This is a genomic window from Novosphingobium sp. IK01, assembly GCF_033242265.1.
GTDB lineage: Bacteria > Pseudomonadota > Alphaproteobacteria > Sphingomonadales > Sphingomonadaceae > Novosphingobium > Novosphingobium pituita.
Genome location: NZ_BTFW01000001.1, coordinates 1,749,660 through 1,767,500 on the forward strand (window position 1 = coordinate 1,749,660; position 17,841 = coordinate 1,767,500).

A 17,841-nucleotide genomic window follows, 5' to 3' on the forward strand; every position below is an offset into this window, starting at 1 on the left:
TGCCGTTTCTTTGTTTTCTGCTTCGGGTTCCTGTCGCCGGTCATCCATTGGCGGCGCCCCCCGGGTAATGCTTGTCCTGTCCCGTGCGCGTGAGCGCGCGAGCCTTGCGAAATTCGCTCCACTGCCAGCCGAGGAGCGCGGCCCCGCCCTGCACGAGATCACGCGCCCGCTTGACCAGCGAGAGCCCCAGTGCCGCCGGGCTGCTCAGCCCCACCAGCGGCGCCAGCATGGCATAGGCCGCTTCCTGTACCCCCAGCGCGCCGGGGATCAGGAACCCGACCGAGCGCACCGTGAAAATCAGGCTTTCGAGCACCAGCACGCGCCCGAGCGCCAGATGAATGCCCATCAGTTCGAGCGCCAGCCAGGCCCCCGCCGCAGAGGTCAGCCAGCCGCCCAGATTGCACAGGAAGCTGCCCAGCACCCGCTTGCGCTGGCGATAGACCTGCGAAATGCCATCGGCCACGTCGCCCAGCCGCGCACCCACGGCGGGAAGATGGCTTTCCACCAGCCGCGCGGCGAACATCAGGATCCAGCGCTGCGCGACCAGAAACACCATCGAGAGCGCCACCATCGCCCCCGCGCCGAGCAGGAGCGGCCCGAGCAGCCCTTTTCCGATACCGGCACTGCCCCCGTGCCCCAGCGCCGCGAGGCCCGCGATGCCGAACAGCGTGAAGACCACTTGCGCGGCCATTTCGGTGGTGATGTCGACGGCCATGGCCGCATTGACCTGCGCCGCGCGGTGTCCGCGTGCGATCAGCACCCGCGCGCCGACAACCAGCCCGCCCAGTTGCGAGAACGGCAGCAGATCAGCCGCCCCCTCGCGCACCAGACGCGCGCCGGTGAACAGCAGCAAGTGCCGCCAGGGGGAAAGCCCCGGCACGCACAGCACCCAGGCCCCGCCCAGAAACAGCGCGGTCGCCGCGCTGTAGAGACAGAATCCCACGAAACCGGGAATACCGATCCCGGCGGCAGCATGGATCACCGCGTCGAGCCCGTCGCGCCCGATCACCCAGCAGGCCATCGCCACACCGGCGGCCATCGCCGCCAGCATCCAGACGTGAACGGGAATCTTCACGCGCCCACTCCGGCCAGACCCGCGCCCGCCGCCGCAAAGCGCGCGAACGGCCCCAGATCGGCCCCCGCCTTCGCCACCCCGGCGATCACCGCCGGGTCGAGCAGGGCTTCCATCTCGTCGCGATAGCGATAGCCCGGTGCATGGCCCGGCCATTCGTCGCGCGTGGCGGGATGGAGATAGATTTCGTTGAGCCCGCCTTCGAGGCCGGCCACCGCACGGGCCATCGCGCCCGCGTCCATCCGGCCACTTTCGGCCAGACCGAACACACGGTCGGGAACGGCCAGCCCGGCGCGGCGTGCACGGGCGCGCAGCCAGCGGGCAAAGGCCACCGCCAGCCGGGCACTGCCACGCGGGCTTCCCGGTTCGACCGGCGCCCGGATCGCCCGCGCGCCATGGCGGCGCGCGGCATCGACGACCATCCGCGCGATCACCGGATGGACATGGAAATGCTTGTGCGCGTTGACATGATCGAGCGGCAGCCCGGTCCGCGCGAAGGCGGCGAACTGGGCCTCGATCTCGGCGGCCAGTTCGCGGCGGGCCGCCGGACTGATCGCCAGACGCAGACCCGTGAGCGCCATGTTGTCGTAAAACCGGCCCTGCGCATCGGCGAGGGCCCGTCCGGGCGCCGGGGGCAACGCGCTCTGGCCATCGACCAGAACGAGATGCAGCCCCACGCCCAGCGAGGGCAGGCGGCGCGCGCGCGCCACCGCATCGTCAACCGCATGGCCGGTGACCATGAGGCTGGCGGCGGTGAGCACGCCATCGCGATGCGCGCGCTCGACCGCCTCGTTGACGGCCTCGTCGGCACCGAAATCGTCGGCGGTGACGACCAGGTCGATCCGCGCTGCATCTGCGCGCGGACCGGCCCCGTCCGGCATCTGGGAGGCTGTCATGACATCACGCCTGCGCTGCGGTCAGGCCGCCTTGCGCTGGCGCAGGAACGAGAAGAACTCGACGCCTTCGCGCAGACGGCGCTTCATCATGTCCCAGTCGCGCACCATCTCGTTGACGATGGAGCCGATCTTGCGCGGACGGAAGTAGAAGCGCTTGTAGAACTCTTCCACCTTCTCGAAGATCACGCTGGCGGGCAGGTGCTCGTAGCTGAGCTGGGCGATCTGCTCGCCATGCTGGGTCAGCATGTCGTGCGTGCCGTCGAACCAGCCGTTTTCCTTGGCCTGCTTGTAGAGGAACGTGCCCGGATAGGGCGCGGCCAGGCTGACCTGAATGGTGTGCGGGTTGATTTCCTTGGCGTATTCGATGGTTTCCTCGATGGTTTCGAGGGTTTCGCCCGGAAGGCCCAGAACGAACGTGCCGTGGATCGCGATGCCCAGCTCGTGGCAGTCCTTGGTGAACTGGCGTGCCACTTCGACGCGCAGGCCCTTCTTGATGTTGTGAAGGATCTGCTGGTTGCCGCTTTCATAGCCCACGAGCAGCAGGCGCAGGCCGTTGTCGCGCAGGATCTTGAGCGTCTTGTAGGGCACGTTGGCCTTGGCGTTGCAGCTCCAGGTCACGCCGAAGCCCGGCTTGCCGAAGCCCAGCTTGCCCATTTCGATGGCCAGTTCCTCGACGCGCTCGCCAAGGTCGGTCAGGGTGTCGTCGTCGAAGAAGAGTTCCTTGGTTTCCGGGAACTCCTTGAGGACGTACTTGATTTCCTCGATCACGTGGGCAACCGAACGGGTGCGGTAGTTGTGCCCGCCCACGGTCTGCGGCCAGAGGCAGAACGTGCAGCGGCTCTTGCAGCCACGGCCGGTGTAGAAGCTGACGTAGGGGTGCTTGAGGTAGCCGATGAAGTACTTCTTGTACTCCAGGTCGCGCTTGTAGACCTTCGAGACGAAGGGCAGCGAGTCCATGTCCTCGATCACCGCGCGGTCGCGGTTGTGGATGATCGAGCCATCGGCGTCGCGCCAGGAAATGCCCTCGACTTCGGCCAGCGGCTTGCCTTCGGCAATGTCCTTGATGGTGAAATCGAATTCATTGCGGGCCACGAAGTCGATTGCAGTCGAGGCTTCCATCGCCTCCTGCGTTTCGACGGCCACCTTGGCCCCGATCATGCCGACCAGCGCCTTGGGGTTGCGGGCCTTGATCAGTTCGGCGGTGTGGACGTCCTGGCTGAAGCTGGGCGTCGAGGTGTGCAGGACAACGAGTTCCTTGTCGTCGACTTCATGCTTGATGTCGTCCCACGACAGGTCGTGCGCGGGCGCGTCGATCAGGCGCGAGCCTTCGACCAGCGCGGCGGGCTGCGCCAGCCAGGTCGGATACCAGAACGAGCGGATTTCCCGCTTTGCCTGATAGCGGGCACCAGCGCCACCGTCGTAACCTTCGAACGAGGGGGCCTGGAGGAAAAGCGAGCGCATCATCGTCGTCAGTCCTTAAGGGTAGAAGTTGGGGCCGTGATCGCCATGTTCGCCCCGCGCCAATGCACGTTGCGAACCGCAAGGGCGCCCAGAAACGTGGTGAATGACAGGAGATCGCGCAAGGGAACCAAAGCCAGCAACTGGAGTTTGACGGTCGCTTTGCGCCCGAATGGGTCCAGTTGGCAAGCGGCAAGCGCGATTCTTCCGCGAACGAGGAGCGCGGCCAGCGCCACGCCCCACGCAAAAACGCCCCCGCCCAGCAGCCCGCCGATCAGCGCGAGAGGCAGGGGATGAAGCACGACACTGCCCAGATACCCGGCCTTGTCGAGCCCGGCGACGGTCGCGTTCCAGCGCAATTCCTGTCGCAGCATCTGCCGCGCATGGGCGTCGGCACAACCATGGACGAGCACCATGTCGGGCACAACCACCCGCAGGCCCGCCGCGCGCACCGCCACGCCGATCTCGAAATCGTCGGCCAGCACATCGCGGAACGCGGCCATGCCGCCGATCTGTTCGAGGGTTTGCGCGCGCAGGGCAATCGTCGAGCCCATGCACGGATTGGCCCGGCCCGTGGCCAGCCCGAGTTCGACCGAAGGCAGGAAATGGGTGTCGATGCCTGCCGCCACCAGCCGCGACCAGAACCCGGCGTCGCCCCGCCCCACATAAAGGCACGTCGCCGCGCCCACGCCCGGCTGAGCCAGCGCGCTGGCAAGGCTCGCCAGATAGTCGGGCGGCACGGCCATGTCGCTGTCGGCCAGCACGAGCATCTCGCCGCTGGCCTGTGCGGCGATGGATTCGAGGTTGCCGACTTTGGCATTACGGCCCTTTGGGCGGCCACCGATCACCGTGCGCAGCGCAACCGGCCCATCGGTCTTCAGGCCTGCCAGGGCATCGAGCGCGCGGTCGCCGGCATCGGCCACGCCGCAGACCATCTCGGCCGGGGCATGATAGCCACGCTGGTCGAGCGCGGTCGCCAGATTGTCGGCCAGACGCGGTTCGGCGCCATGCAGCGGCTTGAGGATCGAGGCCGAAGGAACCGGGGCGATGCCCCTGTCGTCGCGCGCAGCGGCCCGGCGCCGCGCCCGCGCGACCATGCGCGAGCCCGCGCCATAAAGCAGCCCGACCCCGACCGTGGCCACCGCCGCCAGCCCATAGCCCAAGGCCCGCGCGATCAACGACCGGCCCCAGAACGGGCGGCCAGCGCGTCCCGACCTGCCACGGGCGCATGGGCACCTGCATGAAGGATAAGAAAGGGGCACGCATACGTCGGCATGGGCGGGCCGCTAGCGGCTGTCTCCCACAGGGTCAATTGCATTGAAGGCACGGCTGGTTGAAACAAATGATGCAATGCGTGATGCAACGCGACGAACCGCATTCGCAAGCCTCAGAGTCTGAGTTCGAAATTCGCCGAAGAGGCGAATTTCGGCTCGGCACCGGCCCTCTCCCCCACCCGGCCTCCCAACGATAGTACCCTATGGGAGGTCGGGTGGGGGAGAGGGCCGGTGCCGAGCGATCCGAAACGAAAGTTTCGGATCAGACACTCACAGGTTCCCGACCAGATAGTCCACGAAGACCCGCACCCGCGCAGGGACCGATGCCCCGCCGACGAAGACCGCGCTGATCTGTTCGACATCCCCCGGATTGAACGCCTCGAGCACGGGAACCAGCCTTCCATCGGCGATCTGGGCGGCGACGCTGAATGCCCCCACGCGGGCGATTCCCACCCCTGCCTGCGCCAGTTCGCCCAGGGTCTCGCCGTTGTTGGCCTCGATATTGCCATGGACCGAGAGCGCGAAATCAACGCCCTCGCGCCGGAATGGCCAGAGCGGCTCGGCCCGGCGGAAATTGAAGTTCAGGCAATTGTGCCCGTGAAGGTCTTCGGGGCTGGCCGGGGTGCCATGGCGCGCCAGATATCCGGGCGAGGCCACGATCACCCGCCCGCTCTCGCCCAGCTTGCGCGCGGTCAGCGTGCTGTCGGGCAGCGGGCCGAAGCGGATCGCCACGTCGGCCTCGCCCCCGGCCACATCGACGAGGCTGTCGCTGAGCGCGAGATCGACGAGGATATGCGGATAACGCCGCACGAACGCCCCGAGCAGCGGCACCACGCAGAGCCGCCCGTGCGCCAGCGCCGCGCTCACCCGCAGGCGCCCGCGCGGCACGCCGCTGTCGGCGATCTCCTGCTCGGCCTCGTCGAGATCGGCCAGAATCCGCCGCGCGGCGCGCAGATAGGCCTGCCCCTCGGCGGTGAAAGTCAGCGCGCGGGTCGAACGCAAAACCAGCCGCACCCCCAGCCGCGCCTCGATCCGGCCCATCGCGCGGCTGACTGCCGAAGGGCTCATGGCGAGCTGGCGCGCCGCCGCCGAAAAGCTGCCGGTATCGTGGACAGCCACGAACAGGGCCATTTCGCGGGCCCGGTCGAGCCCGGCAGCAGCGGCTATCTTTGCGATCAATGCACAAATCCTTGGCGTAAAAAGCCTCTAAACACGCAGGCCAACCTGCGGCATCTATGCATCTGTTGGCAAGACGCCATTGACAGGATCGGCACGGGCAAGATCGGGCACAGGCCACGATGGCCGTGTATCCCTGCCGCCCTCCTTTTTTTCCGCCCTTACCGGGAACGACGACGATGAAACGCAACGCAGGCCTGATGGCCCTGTCCCTGGGTGCCTTCGGCATCGGGGTCACCGAATTTGCCCCGATGGGCTTCCTTCCCTCGATCGCCACCGGGCTCGGGGTCTCGATCCCGGCGGCGGGCCTGCTGATCAGCGCCTATGCCATGGGCGTCGTCGTGGGCGCGCCGATCATGACGCTGACGACCGGGCGCCTCTCGCGCCGCACCCTGCTGGTGATTCTGGCGGGCATCTTCACACTCGGCAATCTGATGGCAGCGCTATCGGACAGCTATGCGATGATGCTCGTCGCGCGGGTGGTCACCTCGTTCAACCATGGCGCGTTCTTTGGCGTCGGCTCGGTCGTGGCGGCCAGCCTGGTGCCGCCCGAACGCAAGGCTGGCGCGGTCTCGACGATGTTCATGGGGCTGACCATCGCCAATGTGGTGGGGGTTCCGCTGGCCACCTGGGCGGGCGAATCGCTCGACTGGCACACCCCGTTCTGGGCGATTGCCGCGCTGGGGCTGGCGATGATGATAGCCCTGCGCGTCTCGCTGCCCGAACTGCCCGCCCACCCCGACGGCCACGTGCTGACCGAACTGCGCGTGCTGGGCCGGGGCAAGGTGCTGGCTGCGCTGGCGCTCACGACGGTCGGATCGAGCGCGATGTTCACCGTGTTCACCTACATCACCCCGATCCTGCGCGATGCCACCCATGCCTCGCTCGGCTTCATCACCGCGATGCTGGTGACCTATGGCCTCGGGCTCACGGTGGGGAACTGGCTGGGCGGCAAGTTTGCCGACCGCTCGGTCGACCGCACGCTGATGGTCGCGCTCGCCGCGCTGACCGTCATCCTCGTGGGCTTTGCCCTGCTCATGCCCTTTGCCGTGCCCACCGCGCTGATCGTGTTCCTGTGGGGCGTGGCGAGCTTCGCGCTGGTGGCCCCGCTTCAGGTCCGCGTGATGACCGCCGCCGCCGATGCGCCGCATCTGGCCTCGTCGGTCAATATCGGCGCGTTCAACATGGGCAATGCGCTGGGCGCGGCGCTGGGCGGCGCGGTGATCAGCCTGGGCCTGGGCTATCCGGTGATCGCGCTGGCCGGGGCGACCACGTCGGCGCTGGGGCTGATCGGCCTGCTCGCCTCGCCGGGCAAGTCTTCGCCCCGTCCGGCGCGGGCCTGACGGCCCTCACCCGAAAAGCCCCTCATCGCGAACGGGGGCCCCCGCCCCCCGTTCGCCCGCGCCCCGCTCCTCGCGCGAGACCGCCGTGGCGATGGCCAGATCGCCCATCACGTTGACCACCGTGCGGGCCATGTCGAGCAGCCGGTCGACCCCGATGACCAGCCCGATCCCTTCGGCGGGCAACCCGGTCAGCGCGAGAACCACCGCCACCGTGGGCAAGGACCCGGCCGGAACGCCAATGGTGCCCATGCCCGCCAGCACCGCCACGGCCAGCACCACCCCCTGCTGGCCGAGCGCCAGATCCATCCCGAAGAACTGCGCGATGAACAGCACCGTGACGGCAGTATAGATCGCCGTCCCGCCCTGGTTGGCAATCGTCCCCACCCCCAGCACCAGTCGCGCCACGCGCGGGGGCAGATGCAGGTCATGCTCGGCGGCGCGCAGGGCGCTGGGCAGGGTGAGGTTGGACGAGGACGTGCAGAAGGCGATCACTGCCGGTTCCTGCACCCCGCGCAGGAAGGCCAGCGGCATGACCCCGCCGCGCATCCACACCACCGCAAAGAACGTGAGCACGACCTGAAGCAGCAGCGCGGCGATCACCACCGCGACATAGGCGCTCAGATAGAGCAGCAGGTGCCAGCCGAACAGCAGCGTCAGGTCGAACATGAAGCAGGCCACCGCCAGCGGAGCCATCCGCCCGACCTGCACCAGAATGCGCATCCCCGCGTCGAACACCCGCTCGCTGGTGGCCAGAACCTGCCCGCTGCGCCGCGTGCGCACGACCGTCAGCGCCAGCCCGGCCACCACCGAGACCACGATCAACGGCAGGATCGGCCGCTCGATCAGGCGCGGAAAAACGACATGAGACAGGCTGGCATGAGACAGCACGGTATGGGCCAGCACGGCCTGAACCCAGCCATATGTGGGCGCGGGCCTGCCCGCCGCCAGCAATTGCTGCCCGATTTCCGCCGGGACGACATCGCCGGGCCGGAACAGGTCGACCATCGCCAGCCCGATCATCGCCGCGGCCAGCGACGCGGCGAGCATGTAGGCCAGTGTCGAGAGCAGCAGGCGCCCCATCCCGGCCATGTCGCGCAGCCGGGCGATCCCGCTCACGATGGCCGAGACCAGCAGCGGTACGATCAGGATGACCATGGCCAGCAGAAACCCCTCCTCGACCGGCTTGACCACCCAGCGCATGACCCAGGCCGTGACCGGCGAGGCCGAGGCGAACAGCCCCGTCAGCGTGCCCCCCGCCAGCCCGGCCAGAAAGCCGCCCAGCAGCCAGCCTTGCGAGCGCGCGGGATGGCGCCTGCGCCCCCCGTCCTGACGCGGCAGCGGGGCATGGACGGAAGGGGCTATGGTCCTGATCATGAAAGGGATCGACCGCTCCGCAAAAGAGGAATGGGGCCCGGCCCGCCACACAGGAACAGGCACGGGTGGCATTGGCCCGGAAGTACAGTGAGCCCAGCCCCGGTGTGCCCCCGCCTGCCTGTCAGCAAGCTGTCATGCCCGCCATCTCGCGCGGGCGCGCCGGGGGACAAGGCGCCCGCCCGTCAACCGGAAACAGACCTTTGTCGCGCGCATCGCGGCAGGCCGTTTCTTCATCCGCAAGCAGCTCCGCCGCGCGAAAATCGACCGTGGCAAGCAGACCGCGCCCGCCCGCCCCGGAGGAAAGGGCCACCTGCGCCCCCATCCGCTCGCCCAGCGCCCGCACGATCGAAAGCCCCAGCCCGCTGCCCGAAGGCCTTGCCCCACCATCCACCCGCCCGCGATAGAACCGGTCGAACACCCGTTCGCGCTCGTCAGGAGCAATCCCCGGACCATCGTCCTCCACCTCGATCCGCGCGATCCCTTCGCATGCACGGACCCGCAGCGTCACCACGCCGCCCTGCCGGCCATAGCGGATCGCATTGTCGAGCAGGTTGCCGATCATCTCGGCGGCCAGCAGGCCATGGCCAAAGGCCCAGACCGGCCCTTCGCCCTCGAACCCGAGGTCCGTGGCCCCGTCTTCGGGCATCGAAACAGCGCGCGTGGCCAGAAGATCAGCCGCCAGCGCCGCCAGATCGAAGCGTGAATCGGGCGCAATGCCCTGTTCCTCGGTCCGCGCGAGCGCGATCAACTGGAGCAGCAGCCGTTCGAGCGAGGCCACCGCATGGCCGATGTCGGCCAGAGCCATGGCCCCGCGCGGGCTCTGCGCGCCATAGCGTTCGAGCACGTCGAGATGAACCCGCACGACAGCCAGCGGCGTGCGCATCTGGTGCGAGGCATTGGCGGTGAACTGGCGCAGCGAATCGACCGCGCGCTCGGTCCGCGCGAGCAGGGCGTTGAACGATCCGGCCAGCAGCAGGGCCTCGCGCGGGGCATCTTCCGCAAGCTTCAGGCGGAACTGGGGCGGCGGCTCGCGCCGCGCCGTCTCGATCTGCCCGGTCAGCGAGGCGAACGGGCGCAAGCCCCAGGTGATCGCGCCATAGAACAGCACGACCGCCATCATCGCGATCAGCACCCCTGCCCCCACCACGCGCAGGAAATAGGTTTGCAGATAGGCAGCGCGATCATCGGTGAAATCGGCCACCTGCACGACCACGGCATGGCCATTGCGATGAAGGCGGCGCACTTCGGTGGCCACGCGAACGGGTTTGTCGCCCAGCATGGCGTCGCGCAGATAGGCGGGCTGGACCACCCCTTGCGCGTCGCGCGTGTCGACATAACCCGCCGTCAGATGGGTGTTGCGAAACGTGCGCGGAAAACTCGCCGCCGGGACACGGGTGGTCCACCGCCCGGTGCGCGCCTCATAGTGCGAGGGCGGCACCAGCCCGCGTGTCCCGGCCACGAGCCGCTCGCCGTCCCAGATGCTGTAGAGCGTCACCGGCGCCGAACGCCGCTGCAACAGATGGACCGCCAGCGGCAGGAGATCCGCGCGCACGCCCTCGCCCGCATCGACCGCCCGGCTGAGCACGCGCGCGGAGCCCACGAGAATCCGGTCCGAAGTCAGTGCCCCTGACCGCTCGATCATCCAGCAGGTAATGCCCCCGAACGTCACCGCCAGGGCCAGCAGCGGCACCATCACCGCCGCCGTCAGGCGCGAACGCAGCGATGCCATTGGCACTCCCCCTCCGCCCCCGGTGTTGCTCCCCCCGCCAGCGTCAGGCTTCCAGCATGTAGCCAAGGCCGCGGATGGTGCGGATGGTCGGCCCGTCGGGCATCAGCTTGCGCCGCAGCCGCCCGACATAGACTTCCAGCGCATTGGGGGCGACCGCATCGGTGAAATTGAACACTTCGGAATTGAGCCGCTGCTTGGTCACGACTTTGCCCGGCCGCCCCATCAGCGTTTCGAGCACGGCCAGTTCGCGCCGCCGCAGATCGAGGACCGAACGTCCCAGCTCGACCACGCGGGTCGACCGGTCGAGGCTCAGATCCCCCACCCGCAGCACCGGATCGGCGGTCCCCTGGCTGCGGCGGATCAGCGCACGCAGCCGCGATTCCAGCTCGCGCGGGTGAAAGGGCTTCGCCAGATAGTCGTCGGCCCCGCTGTCCAGCCCGGCGATGCGATCCGACACCGCATCGCGCGCGGTCAGGATCAGGACCGGCGTGCCATCGCCCCGGCGCCGCAGCGCCTGCAACACCTCCAGCCCGTCCATGTCCGGCAGCCCCAGATCGAGGACAACCGCATTGTAGCTTTCCGCCGCCAGGACATCGAGCGCCCCCTCACCGCAATCGACCAGATCGACGGCAAAGCCCCCGGCCCCCAGCGTTGCCTCCATCCCGCGCGCAAGGCGCGCATCGTCCTCGATGATCAGTATCCGCAACAGCCCATCCCCCTCAGCATGCGTTGCGGCATCCGCCCCCGGTCTTTTTTGTTCTCGCGCGTGGCCCCAGTGCCTGATGCAGGTTCCCTGATGCGGTTCCCCCCATCCGGTTCCCCGAGGCCCAAACTCCCTGACACGCCCATCTGACGGGGCGGCACGATTCGAAATGTTGCGACGCCAACCTGTCATCAAGCTGTCGTGCGCGCCAAGATTCTTTTTGGAGCGGGCAAGGCCAGTGACAGCTTGGTGACAGGTGCCCCCCGGCAGCCTTGCCCTGTCGGGTTTGCCATGTCGGGTTTGCCGGGCCGGGCTTGCCGGGCCGGGACACCAGAACCCGGCGGACAGACCCGATCCCGTCCCCATACGCCGCACGCGGTCCGCAACAGGGGCGCAGGACCAGCGCGGCGATGCATCGGGGGAACGGGACAACGACTGAAACGGGAACAACCAGAACAGGGGGGCACCCATGACCAGGCAACACGCTCGCGCTGCATTCTTTCTGTCGGTTTCGCTCGGCGCCCTCGCACCGGCCGGTGCCTGGGCCCAGAGCGCGGCACCGGCCCCCGCACAGGCGCCGGAGGAAGCCCCGCAAGCCGTCCCCGAAGGGGTGGGCGACATCGTCGTCACCGCGCTGCGCCGCTCGACCCGCGTACAGGACACCCCGGTCGCGATCACCGCGCTCTCGGAAAAGTCCCTCCAGAACCTCGGTGCCACGGGAATTGCCGATCTGGTTCGCCAGGTGCCGGGCCTCAACCTGATCGCCGGGGAATCCGGGCGCACTCGCATCTCGATCCGCGGCATCCAGACCGCAGGCGAAAGCACCGTCGGCCTCTATTACGGCGAAACACCGCTGACCGGGCCTTCGGGGACCACTTCTGACCCTTCGGGGGTGACCCCCAACCTCAACCTGTTCGATGTCGAGCGGGTCGAAGTGCTGCGCGGGCCGCAGGGCACGCTCTATGGCTCGGGCTCGATGGGCGGCACGCTGCGCGTGATCTTCAAGCGGCCCGACTTCGACAAATATGAAGGGTCGACCGAATTCGGCGGCGAAGCCATCCAGAACGGGCAAATGGGCTATTCGCTCAAGGGCGCGGTCAACGTGCCGATCCTCAAGGATGTTCTGGCCGCGCGACTGGTGCTCTATCGCCAGCAGAACGGCGGTTATGTCAACGACCCCGTGATCGGCAAGACCGACCTCAACCGCTCGGTGCTCCAGGGCCTGCGCTTCCAGCTCGGCTTCAGGCCGACCTCGAACCTGTCGATGAACTTCATGACCATCGTGCAGACGCAGAACTTCGACGGCACCTCGCAATGGGCGCCCTCGATCGGCAAGTTCGTGTCGGAACAGAAGATCGCCTCGCCCGCCTACGACAAGCTCCAGCTCTATGCGCTGGAAACCAAGTGGGAAACGCCGATCGGCACCCTGGCGCTCAACAACTCGTTCTACCGCTGGGACGTGCGCCAGACCAACGACAATTCCGACAACTATGCCAGCATCATCGCCTCCAACCGCTATTGCGGGCTGTTCCAGAACACCTATGGCGGTTCGCTGCTGCAATCGACGAGCGCGGGGGCCAGCACCAGTTCGAGCACCTGCGCCACTGGCGCGGGCGGGCTGACCCCGGCCCAGTTGCGCGCCAATTATCAGAGCTGGGGCGCCGCCCAGCAGCCCATCGGCAACTATCAGCCGCGCTTCGTGCGCAACTACGTCAACGAGTTGCGCCTGAGTTCGAGCGGCAAGAGCCGCTTCAACTACACCCTTGGCGCCTTCCGCGAGGACCGCGACGATCGCGTCAACACGCTGGTCTTCGCCGGTGTCCCGGCAACGGGCGAAATGCAGCAGCCGGTGGTCGACCTCGGCTCGCGCTATGTCACCGATGTGGTCAAGCAGACCGCCGTCTATGGCGAGGTCAACTATCGCCTGCTCGAACGGCTGACCCTGACCGCGGGCTTGCGCTACTACAACTACAACAAGACCGTGGGCGGCGAAAACCTCGGCTACAACTACTTCAACGGCCAGGTCCCCGGTACCTATGGCGAAGTCACCGCCAATGCCAGCGGGCTGATCCAGAAGTACAACGTCGACTTCAAGGTCACCCGCGACATCATGTTCTACGCCACCGCCAGCCAGGGCTTCCGCCCCGGCGGCGCCAACCTTACCCCCGGCATTCCCGCCTCGGCCCAGACGTATGCCGCAGACTCGCTGTGGAACTATGAAGTCGGGTTCAAGACCCAGTGGTTCAACCGCAAGCTGACCTTCAACATCGACGCCTACCGGATCGACTGGAGCAATCTCCAGACCTCGGTGCGCGCCACCTATGGCAACTTCTCGTATATCGGCAATGTCGGCTCGGCCCGGATCGAGGGTGTCGAAATCGAGACCAGCGCCAATCCGTTCAAGGGCTTCACGCTCAACGGCGCGTTCCACTACGTCAACCCGCGCCTGACCGCCGACCAGGTCAGCGCCGAAGTCACCGCCTCAGGCCTCAAGGGCGACATCCTGCCCCTGATCCCGCGCACGACCGCCAGCGCCGGCGCCGAATACACATTCCCGGCCTTCGCCGATTTCGACGCCATGCTGCGCGCCGACTATACCTACACCGGCAAGATGACCTCGCAGATCAGGCCCACCAACAGCCTCTATCGCGAATTCGGAGACTATTCGATGGTCAACATCCGCGCCGGGTTCCAGAACGAGCGGATGGGTTTCTTCGTCTACATCCGCAACCTTTTCAACACCGTCGGCGTCAACTCGATTACCAGCGCCGCCGGAACGCCCGACTATTGGGCCACGACCGCGCCGCGCACCTTCGGCGCCACCCTCTACAGCCACTTCTGACCGCAAGGGGATCGTAACGATGCGTTTGACACTCATGGCCGCAACGGCCGGACTGGCGCTGGGCGCGCCCATCACCCAGAGCGCTCTGGCCGCTCCCCCGAGCGGAGAGGCCGCAACGGCCAAGGCCGTCAAGACGGTGCTGGGCGGCGCAAAGTTCGCCAAGGCCAAGGCCTCGCTCAAGGGCGACTACGACCGGATCGTGCAGGACATCATCACCCTGACCCAGATCGAGGCCCCGCCATTCAAGGAAGACGCGCGTGGCGCGGCCTACATGGAGATGCTCAAGGCCGAAGGGCTCACCGATGTCGAACGCGACGGGGTGGGCAACGTGATGGGCCTGCGCAAGGGCACCGGCGGCGGCCCGCTGATCGTGGTCACCGCCCACCTCGACACGGTGTTCCCCGGCGGCACCAACGTGAAAGTCCGCCGCGAGGGCGACACGCTCTATGCGCCGGGCATCGGCGACGATACCTCCAGCCTGCCGGTCCTCCTCGCCTTCATCCGCGCGATGAACCGCGCCGGCTACGCGACCCGGTCCGACATCCTGTTCATGGGCAATGTCGGCGAAGAAGGGCCGGGCGACCTGCGCGGCACGCGCTACCTGTTCGAGAAGGGCAAGTACAAGGACGCCATCAAATACTTCATCTCGTTCGAACCGGGCCGGCCGGGGCGGATCACCAACGCGGGTACCGGTTCGCGCCGCTACAAGGTCACCTTCAAGGGCCCCGGCGGCCATTCGATGGGCGATTTCGGCATCGTCAACCCGGCCTATGCCATGGCCGACGCAATGGTCCAGTTCGGCAAGATCAAGGTGCCGGCCGAGCCGCGCACGGTCTACAACGTGGGCATCGTCGAGGGCGGCACCTCGGTCAACTCGATCCCGTTTGCCACGGCCATGACCATCGACATGCGCTCGAACGGCAAGGCCGCACTCGCAACCGAGGAACAGCAGTTCCTCGCCCTCCTGCAACCGGCGGTCGACCGCGAAAACGCCGCCCGTTCGACCGCCAAGGGCTCGATTTCCTATGAAGCCAAGCTGATCGGCGACCGTCCGGTGGGCGAAACCGCCCTCGACAAGCCGATCGTCGCCATCGCCGCCGCCGTATCCAAAGCTTCGGGCATCACGCCCGGCTTTGGTGCGGGCTCGACCGACAGCAACATCCCGATGAGCCTGGGCGTCGAGGCGGTCACCCTGGGCTCGGGCTTCGAAACCTTCCGCGCCCATTCACTCGAAGAGGGCCTCAAGCTCGCTCCCGAGCACGACCTGAAGAACATGGCCGTTGGCCTGGCCACCGTGCTCACGCTCGCCCAGGCGAACTGAGCCCCGCCTTTCCCTCTGAACCACCCCTGCGGGGCAGGCCTGAGATCCAGCAGGCCTGCCCCGTTTTTTTACCCCCGCTCCTCCCCGCGTTGCGGGGAGCGGGACCGCCCGCGAAGCGGGTGGTGGAGGGGGAGCAAGGCCTGAACGCAAAAAGCCGCCTCTGGGTAGAGACGGCTGGTGTGTGAGTGATGCTGTGAAGTGGTTGCGGGGGCAGGATTTGAACCTGCGACCTTCAGGTTATGAGCCTGACGAGCTACCGGGCTGCTCCACCCCGCGATGATAGCAAAACGGCCCCTTGGCGTTTTTGCCTTGGGGCCGATTTGTTGAATGAGATTGTGATGGGTTTTTAATCGTGTGCGCCGGCTTCAATGCCTGGCGACGACCTACTCTTCCAACGCTTGAGCGTTAGTACCATTGGCGCGGACTGGTTTCACGGCCGAGTTCGAGATGGGATCGGGTGGTTCACAGACGCTATGGTCACCAGGCAATGGAGCGGGCGCACATGATTTGTTTTTAGATCGATGATTGGGTGTCTGGCTTTTGTATCGTCCGGTTATCACCGTAGCCTTTGCAGGGCTGATGGTGATGGTGGGGATTCTTCAAGCATGAACAGAGTTATTAGGACCGGTTAGCTTCATGCGTTACCGCACTTCCACACCCGGCCTATCAACGTGGTGGTCTACCACGACTCGATGATACCTTATCTTGAGGGAGGCTTCCCGCTTAGATGCTTTCAGCGGTTATCCCGTCCATGCATAGCTACCCTGCTGCGCTCCTGGCGGAACGACAGGTACACCAGAGGCATGTTCACCCCGGTCCTCTCGTACTAGGGGCAACTCCTCTCAAGTATCGACGCCCACGGCAGATAGGGACCAAACTGTCTCGCGACGTTCTGAACCCAGCTCACGTACCACTTTAATTGGCGAACAGCCAAACCCTTGGGACCTGCTCCAGCCCCAGGATGTGATGAGCCGACATCGAGGTGCCAAACGATTCCGTCGATATGAGCTCTTGGGAATCATCAGCCTGTTATCCCCGGCGTACCTTTTATCCGTTGAGCGATGGCCCTTCCACGAGGGACCACCGGATCACTATGACCGACTTTCGTCTCTGCTCGACTCGTCAGTCTCGCAGTCAGGCAGGCTTATGCCATTGCACTCTAGCAGACGGTTTCCAACCGTCCTGAGCCTACCATCGCGCGCCTCCGTTACTCTTTAGGAGGCGACCGCCCCAGTCAAACTACCCGCCACAGAGGGTCCCCGCACCGGCTAACGGTGCTGGGTTAGACATCAGAAAACAACAGGGTGGTATTTCACCTATGGCTCCACACCGGCTGGCGCCAGTGCTTCAAAGCCTCCCACCTATGCTACACAATTCTTTCCTAATGCCACTCTGAAGCTGCAGTAAAGGTGCACGGGGTCTTTCCGTCTAACCGCGGGTACTCCGCATCTTCACGGAGAATTCAATTTCGCTGAGCATATCCTGGAGACAGTGGGGAAGTCGTTACGCCATTCGTGCAGGTCGGAACTTACCCGACAAGGAATTTCGCTACCTTAGGACCGTTATAGTTACGGCCGCCGTTTACCGGGGCTTCAATTCGGAGCTTGCACTCCTCCTCTTAACCTTCCGGCACCGGGCAGGCGTCAGACCCTATACGTCGTCTTGAAGCCGACTTAGCAGAGTCCTGTGTTTTTGCTAAACAGTCGCTACCCCCTGGCCTGTGCCCCCCACGAGTGCTTGCGCATACGTGGGGCCTCCTTCTTCCGAAGGTACGGAGGCAATTTGCCGAGTTCCTTCAGGATACTTCTCTCAAGCGCCTTGGTATACTCTACCTGACCACCTGTGTCGGTTTCGGGTACGGTCTATATGGAGAGGCTATTTCCTGGAACTTCGTCGAAGCCAGCTCAATCCGATAAGAGCTGACAACTTAAGAAATCCGTCACTCATCTCCAGGCCCACGAATATTAACGTGGTTCCCATCGACTACCCCCTTCGGGCTCGTCTTAGGGGCCGGCTCACCCTGCTCAGATTAGCTTTAAGCAGGAACCCTTGGTCTTTCGGCGAGAGGGCATCTCACCCTCTTTGTCGCTACTCATGTCAGCATTCGCACTTCCGATACCTCCACGGTCGGTTACCCTTCCGCTTCGCAGGCCTACGGAACGCTCCGCTACCGCTCAGTCAAAGACTGAACCCTAAGCTTCGGTGCACGTCTTGAGCCCCGTTACATCTTCGCCGCAGGAACCCTTATTTAGACCAGTGAGCTGTTACGCTTTCTTTAAATGATGGCTGCTTCTAAGCCAACATCCTGGTTGTTTTGGGATTCCCACATGCTTTCCCACTTAGACGTGACTTGGGGACCTTAGCTGTAGGTTAGGGCTGTTTCCCTTTTGACGACGGACCTTAGCACCCGCCGTCTGTCTGCCGGATAAATCTCGTTGGTATTCGGAGTTTGGTTAGAGTTGGTAGATCTCGCGACCCCCGCATCCATCCAGTGCTCTACCCCCAACGGTATACGTCCGACGCTCTACCTCAATAGATTTCGCGGAGAACCAGCTATTTCCCGGTTTGATTGGCCTTTCACCCCTAAACACAACTCATCCGACAATTTTTCAACATTGAACGGTTCGGCCCTCCAGTGCGTGTTACCGCACCT

11 protein-coding genes, 1 tRNA gene and 2 rRNA genes (1 of these 14 cut by a window edge) are annotated in these 17,841 nt (G+C 65.7%); 3 read left to right on the forward strand and 11 right to left on the reverse strand.

Features of this window, described 5'->3' with window-relative positions:
- Positions 1 to 40: 40 nt before the first annotated feature.
- The 5 genes from SBI20_RS08105 to SBI20_RS08125 form a co-directional block, all read right to left on the reverse strand.
- Positions 41 to 1,075, reverse strand: a complete 1,035-nt coding sequence (locus SBI20_RS08105) for a lysylphosphatidylglycerol synthase domain-containing protein (RefSeq protein WP_317974582.1) — start codon at positions 1,073 to 1,075, stop codon at positions 41 to 43.
- Positions 1,072 to 1,968, reverse strand: a complete 897-nt coding sequence (gene hpnK / locus SBI20_RS08110; RefSeq protein WP_317974583.1) for a hopanoid biosynthesis-associated protein HpnK — start codon at positions 1,966 to 1,968, stop codon at positions 1,072 to 1,074. The genes SBI20_RS08105 and hpnK overlap by 4 nt, the downstream gene beginning before the upstream one ends.
- Before the next feature lie 21 nt (positions 1,969 to 1,989).
- A complete protein-coding gene (gene hpnJ, locus SBI20_RS08115; protein WP_317974584.1) occupies positions 1,990 to 3,432 on the reverse strand; it encodes a hopanoid biosynthesis associated radical SAM protein HpnJ in 1,443 nt (480 codons plus the stop codon).
- Positions 3,433 to 3,437: 5 nt separating this feature from the next.
- A complete protein-coding gene (hpnI, locus tag SBI20_RS08120) occupies positions 3,438 to 4,604 on the reverse strand; it encodes a bacteriohopanetetrol glucosamine biosynthesis glycosyltransferase HpnI (RefSeq protein ID WP_317974585.1) in 1,167 nt (388 codons plus the stop codon).
- A 366-nt stretch (positions 4,605 to 4,970) separates the two neighbouring features.
- Positions 4,971 to 5,831: a LysR family transcriptional regulator gene (locus SBI20_RS08125; RefSeq protein WP_317976076.1), complete on the reverse strand. Its 861-nt coding sequence runs from the start codon at positions 5,829 to 5,831 to the stop codon at positions 4,971 to 4,973.
- A gap of 224 nt (positions 5,832 to 6,055) precedes the next feature.
- On the opposite strand from SBI20_RS08125, the gene SBI20_RS08130 reads away from it, so the two are divergent.
- Positions 6,056 to 7,219: an MFS transporter gene (locus tag SBI20_RS08130; protein ID WP_317974586.1), complete on the forward strand. Its 1,164-nt coding sequence runs from the start codon at positions 6,056 to 6,058 to the stop codon at positions 7,217 to 7,219.
- A gap of 6 nt (positions 7,220 to 7,225) precedes the next feature.
- Here SBI20_RS08130 and SBI20_RS08135 read toward each other — a convergent pair whose 3' ends face one another.
- The 3 genes from SBI20_RS08135 to SBI20_RS08145 all read right to left on the reverse strand — a co-directional run bounded on the left by SBI20_RS08135 (position 7,226) and on the right by SBI20_RS08145 (position 11,028).
- The gene (locus tag SBI20_RS08135; protein ID WP_317974587.1) at positions 7,226 to 8,593 is read right to left on the reverse strand and encodes a dicarboxylate/amino acid:cation symporter; all 1,368 of its coding nucleotides are present in this window, start codon (positions 8,591 to 8,593) and stop codon (positions 7,226 to 7,228) included.
- A 121-nt stretch (positions 8,594 to 8,714) separates the two neighbouring features.
- Entirely contained in the window at positions 8,715 to 10,322 is a 1,608-nt protein-coding gene (locus SBI20_RS08140) for a sensor histidine kinase (protein WP_317974588.1), read from the reverse strand.
- Between the two features lie 43 nt (positions 10,323 to 10,365).
- On the reverse strand, positions 10,366 to 11,028 hold the full coding sequence (locus tag SBI20_RS08145; protein WP_317974589.1) for a response regulator: 663 nt from the start codon (positions 11,026 to 11,028) through the stop codon (positions 10,366 to 10,368).
- 466 nt (positions 11,029 to 11,494) lie between these two features.
- On the opposite strand from SBI20_RS08145, the gene SBI20_RS08150 reads away from it, so the two are divergent.
- Positions 11,495 to 13,867 carry a TonB-dependent receptor gene (locus SBI20_RS08150; protein WP_317974590.1) on the forward strand — a complete coding sequence of 791 codons (2,373 nt, stop codon included), beginning with the start codon at positions 11,495 to 11,497 and terminating at the stop codon, positions 13,865 to 13,867.
- Between the two features lie 19 nt (positions 13,868 to 13,886).
- Positions 13,887 to 15,188: a M20/M25/M40 family metallo-hydrolase gene (locus SBI20_RS08155; RefSeq protein ID WP_317974591.1), complete on the forward strand. Its 1,302-nt coding sequence runs from the start codon at positions 13,887 to 13,889 to the stop codon at positions 15,186 to 15,188.
- Between the two features lie 199 nt (positions 15,189 to 15,387).
- Here SBI20_RS08155 and SBI20_RS08160 read toward each other — a convergent pair.
- The 3 genes from SBI20_RS08160 to SBI20_RS08170 form a co-directional block, all read right to left on the reverse strand.
- Positions 15,388 to 15,464: transfer RNA gene (locus SBI20_RS08160), tRNA-Met, on the reverse strand.
- 94 nt (positions 15,465 to 15,558) lie between these two features.
- Positions 15,559 to 15,673, reverse strand: a 5S ribosomal RNA gene (gene rrf / locus SBI20_RS08165).
- Positions 15,674 to 15,786: 113 nt separating this feature from the next.
- Positions 15,787 to 17,841 (reverse strand): 23S ribosomal RNA (locus tag SBI20_RS08170); it runs 736 nt beyond the window's last position.

Bases quoted from the DNA above. Each gene is read 5' to 3' on its own strand.
- hpnK (WP_317974583.1), bottom strand. From the start codon at position 1,968: ATGACAGCCTCCCAGATGCCGGACGGGGCCGGTCCGCGCGCAGATGCA.
- hpnJ (WP_317974584.1), bottom strand. From the start codon at position 3,432: ATGATGCGCTCGCTTTTCCTCCAGGCCCCCTCGTTCGAAGGTTACGAC.
- SBI20_RS08125 (WP_317976076.1), bottom strand. From the start codon at position 5,831: ATGGCCCTGTTCGTGGCTGTCCACGATACCGGCAGCTTTTCGGCGGCG.
- SBI20_RS08130 (WP_317974586.1), top strand. From the start codon at position 6,056: ATGAAACGCAACGCAGGCCTGATGGCCCTGTCCCTGGGTGCCTTCGGC.
- SBI20_RS08135 (WP_317974587.1), bottom strand. From the start codon at position 8,593: ATGATCAGGACCATAGCCCCTTCCGTCCATGCCCCGCTGCCGCGTCAG.
- SBI20_RS08140 (WP_317974588.1), bottom strand. From the start codon at position 10,322: ATGGCATCGCTGCGTTCGCGCCTGACGGCGGCGGTGATGGTGCCGCTG.
- SBI20_RS08150 (WP_317974590.1), top strand. From the start codon at position 11,495: ATGACCAGGCAACACGCTCGCGCTGCATTCTTTCTGTCGGTTTCGCTC.
- SBI20_RS08155 (WP_317974591.1), top strand. From the start codon at position 13,887: ATGCGTTTGACACTCATGGCCGCAACGGCCGGACTGGCGCTGGGCGCG.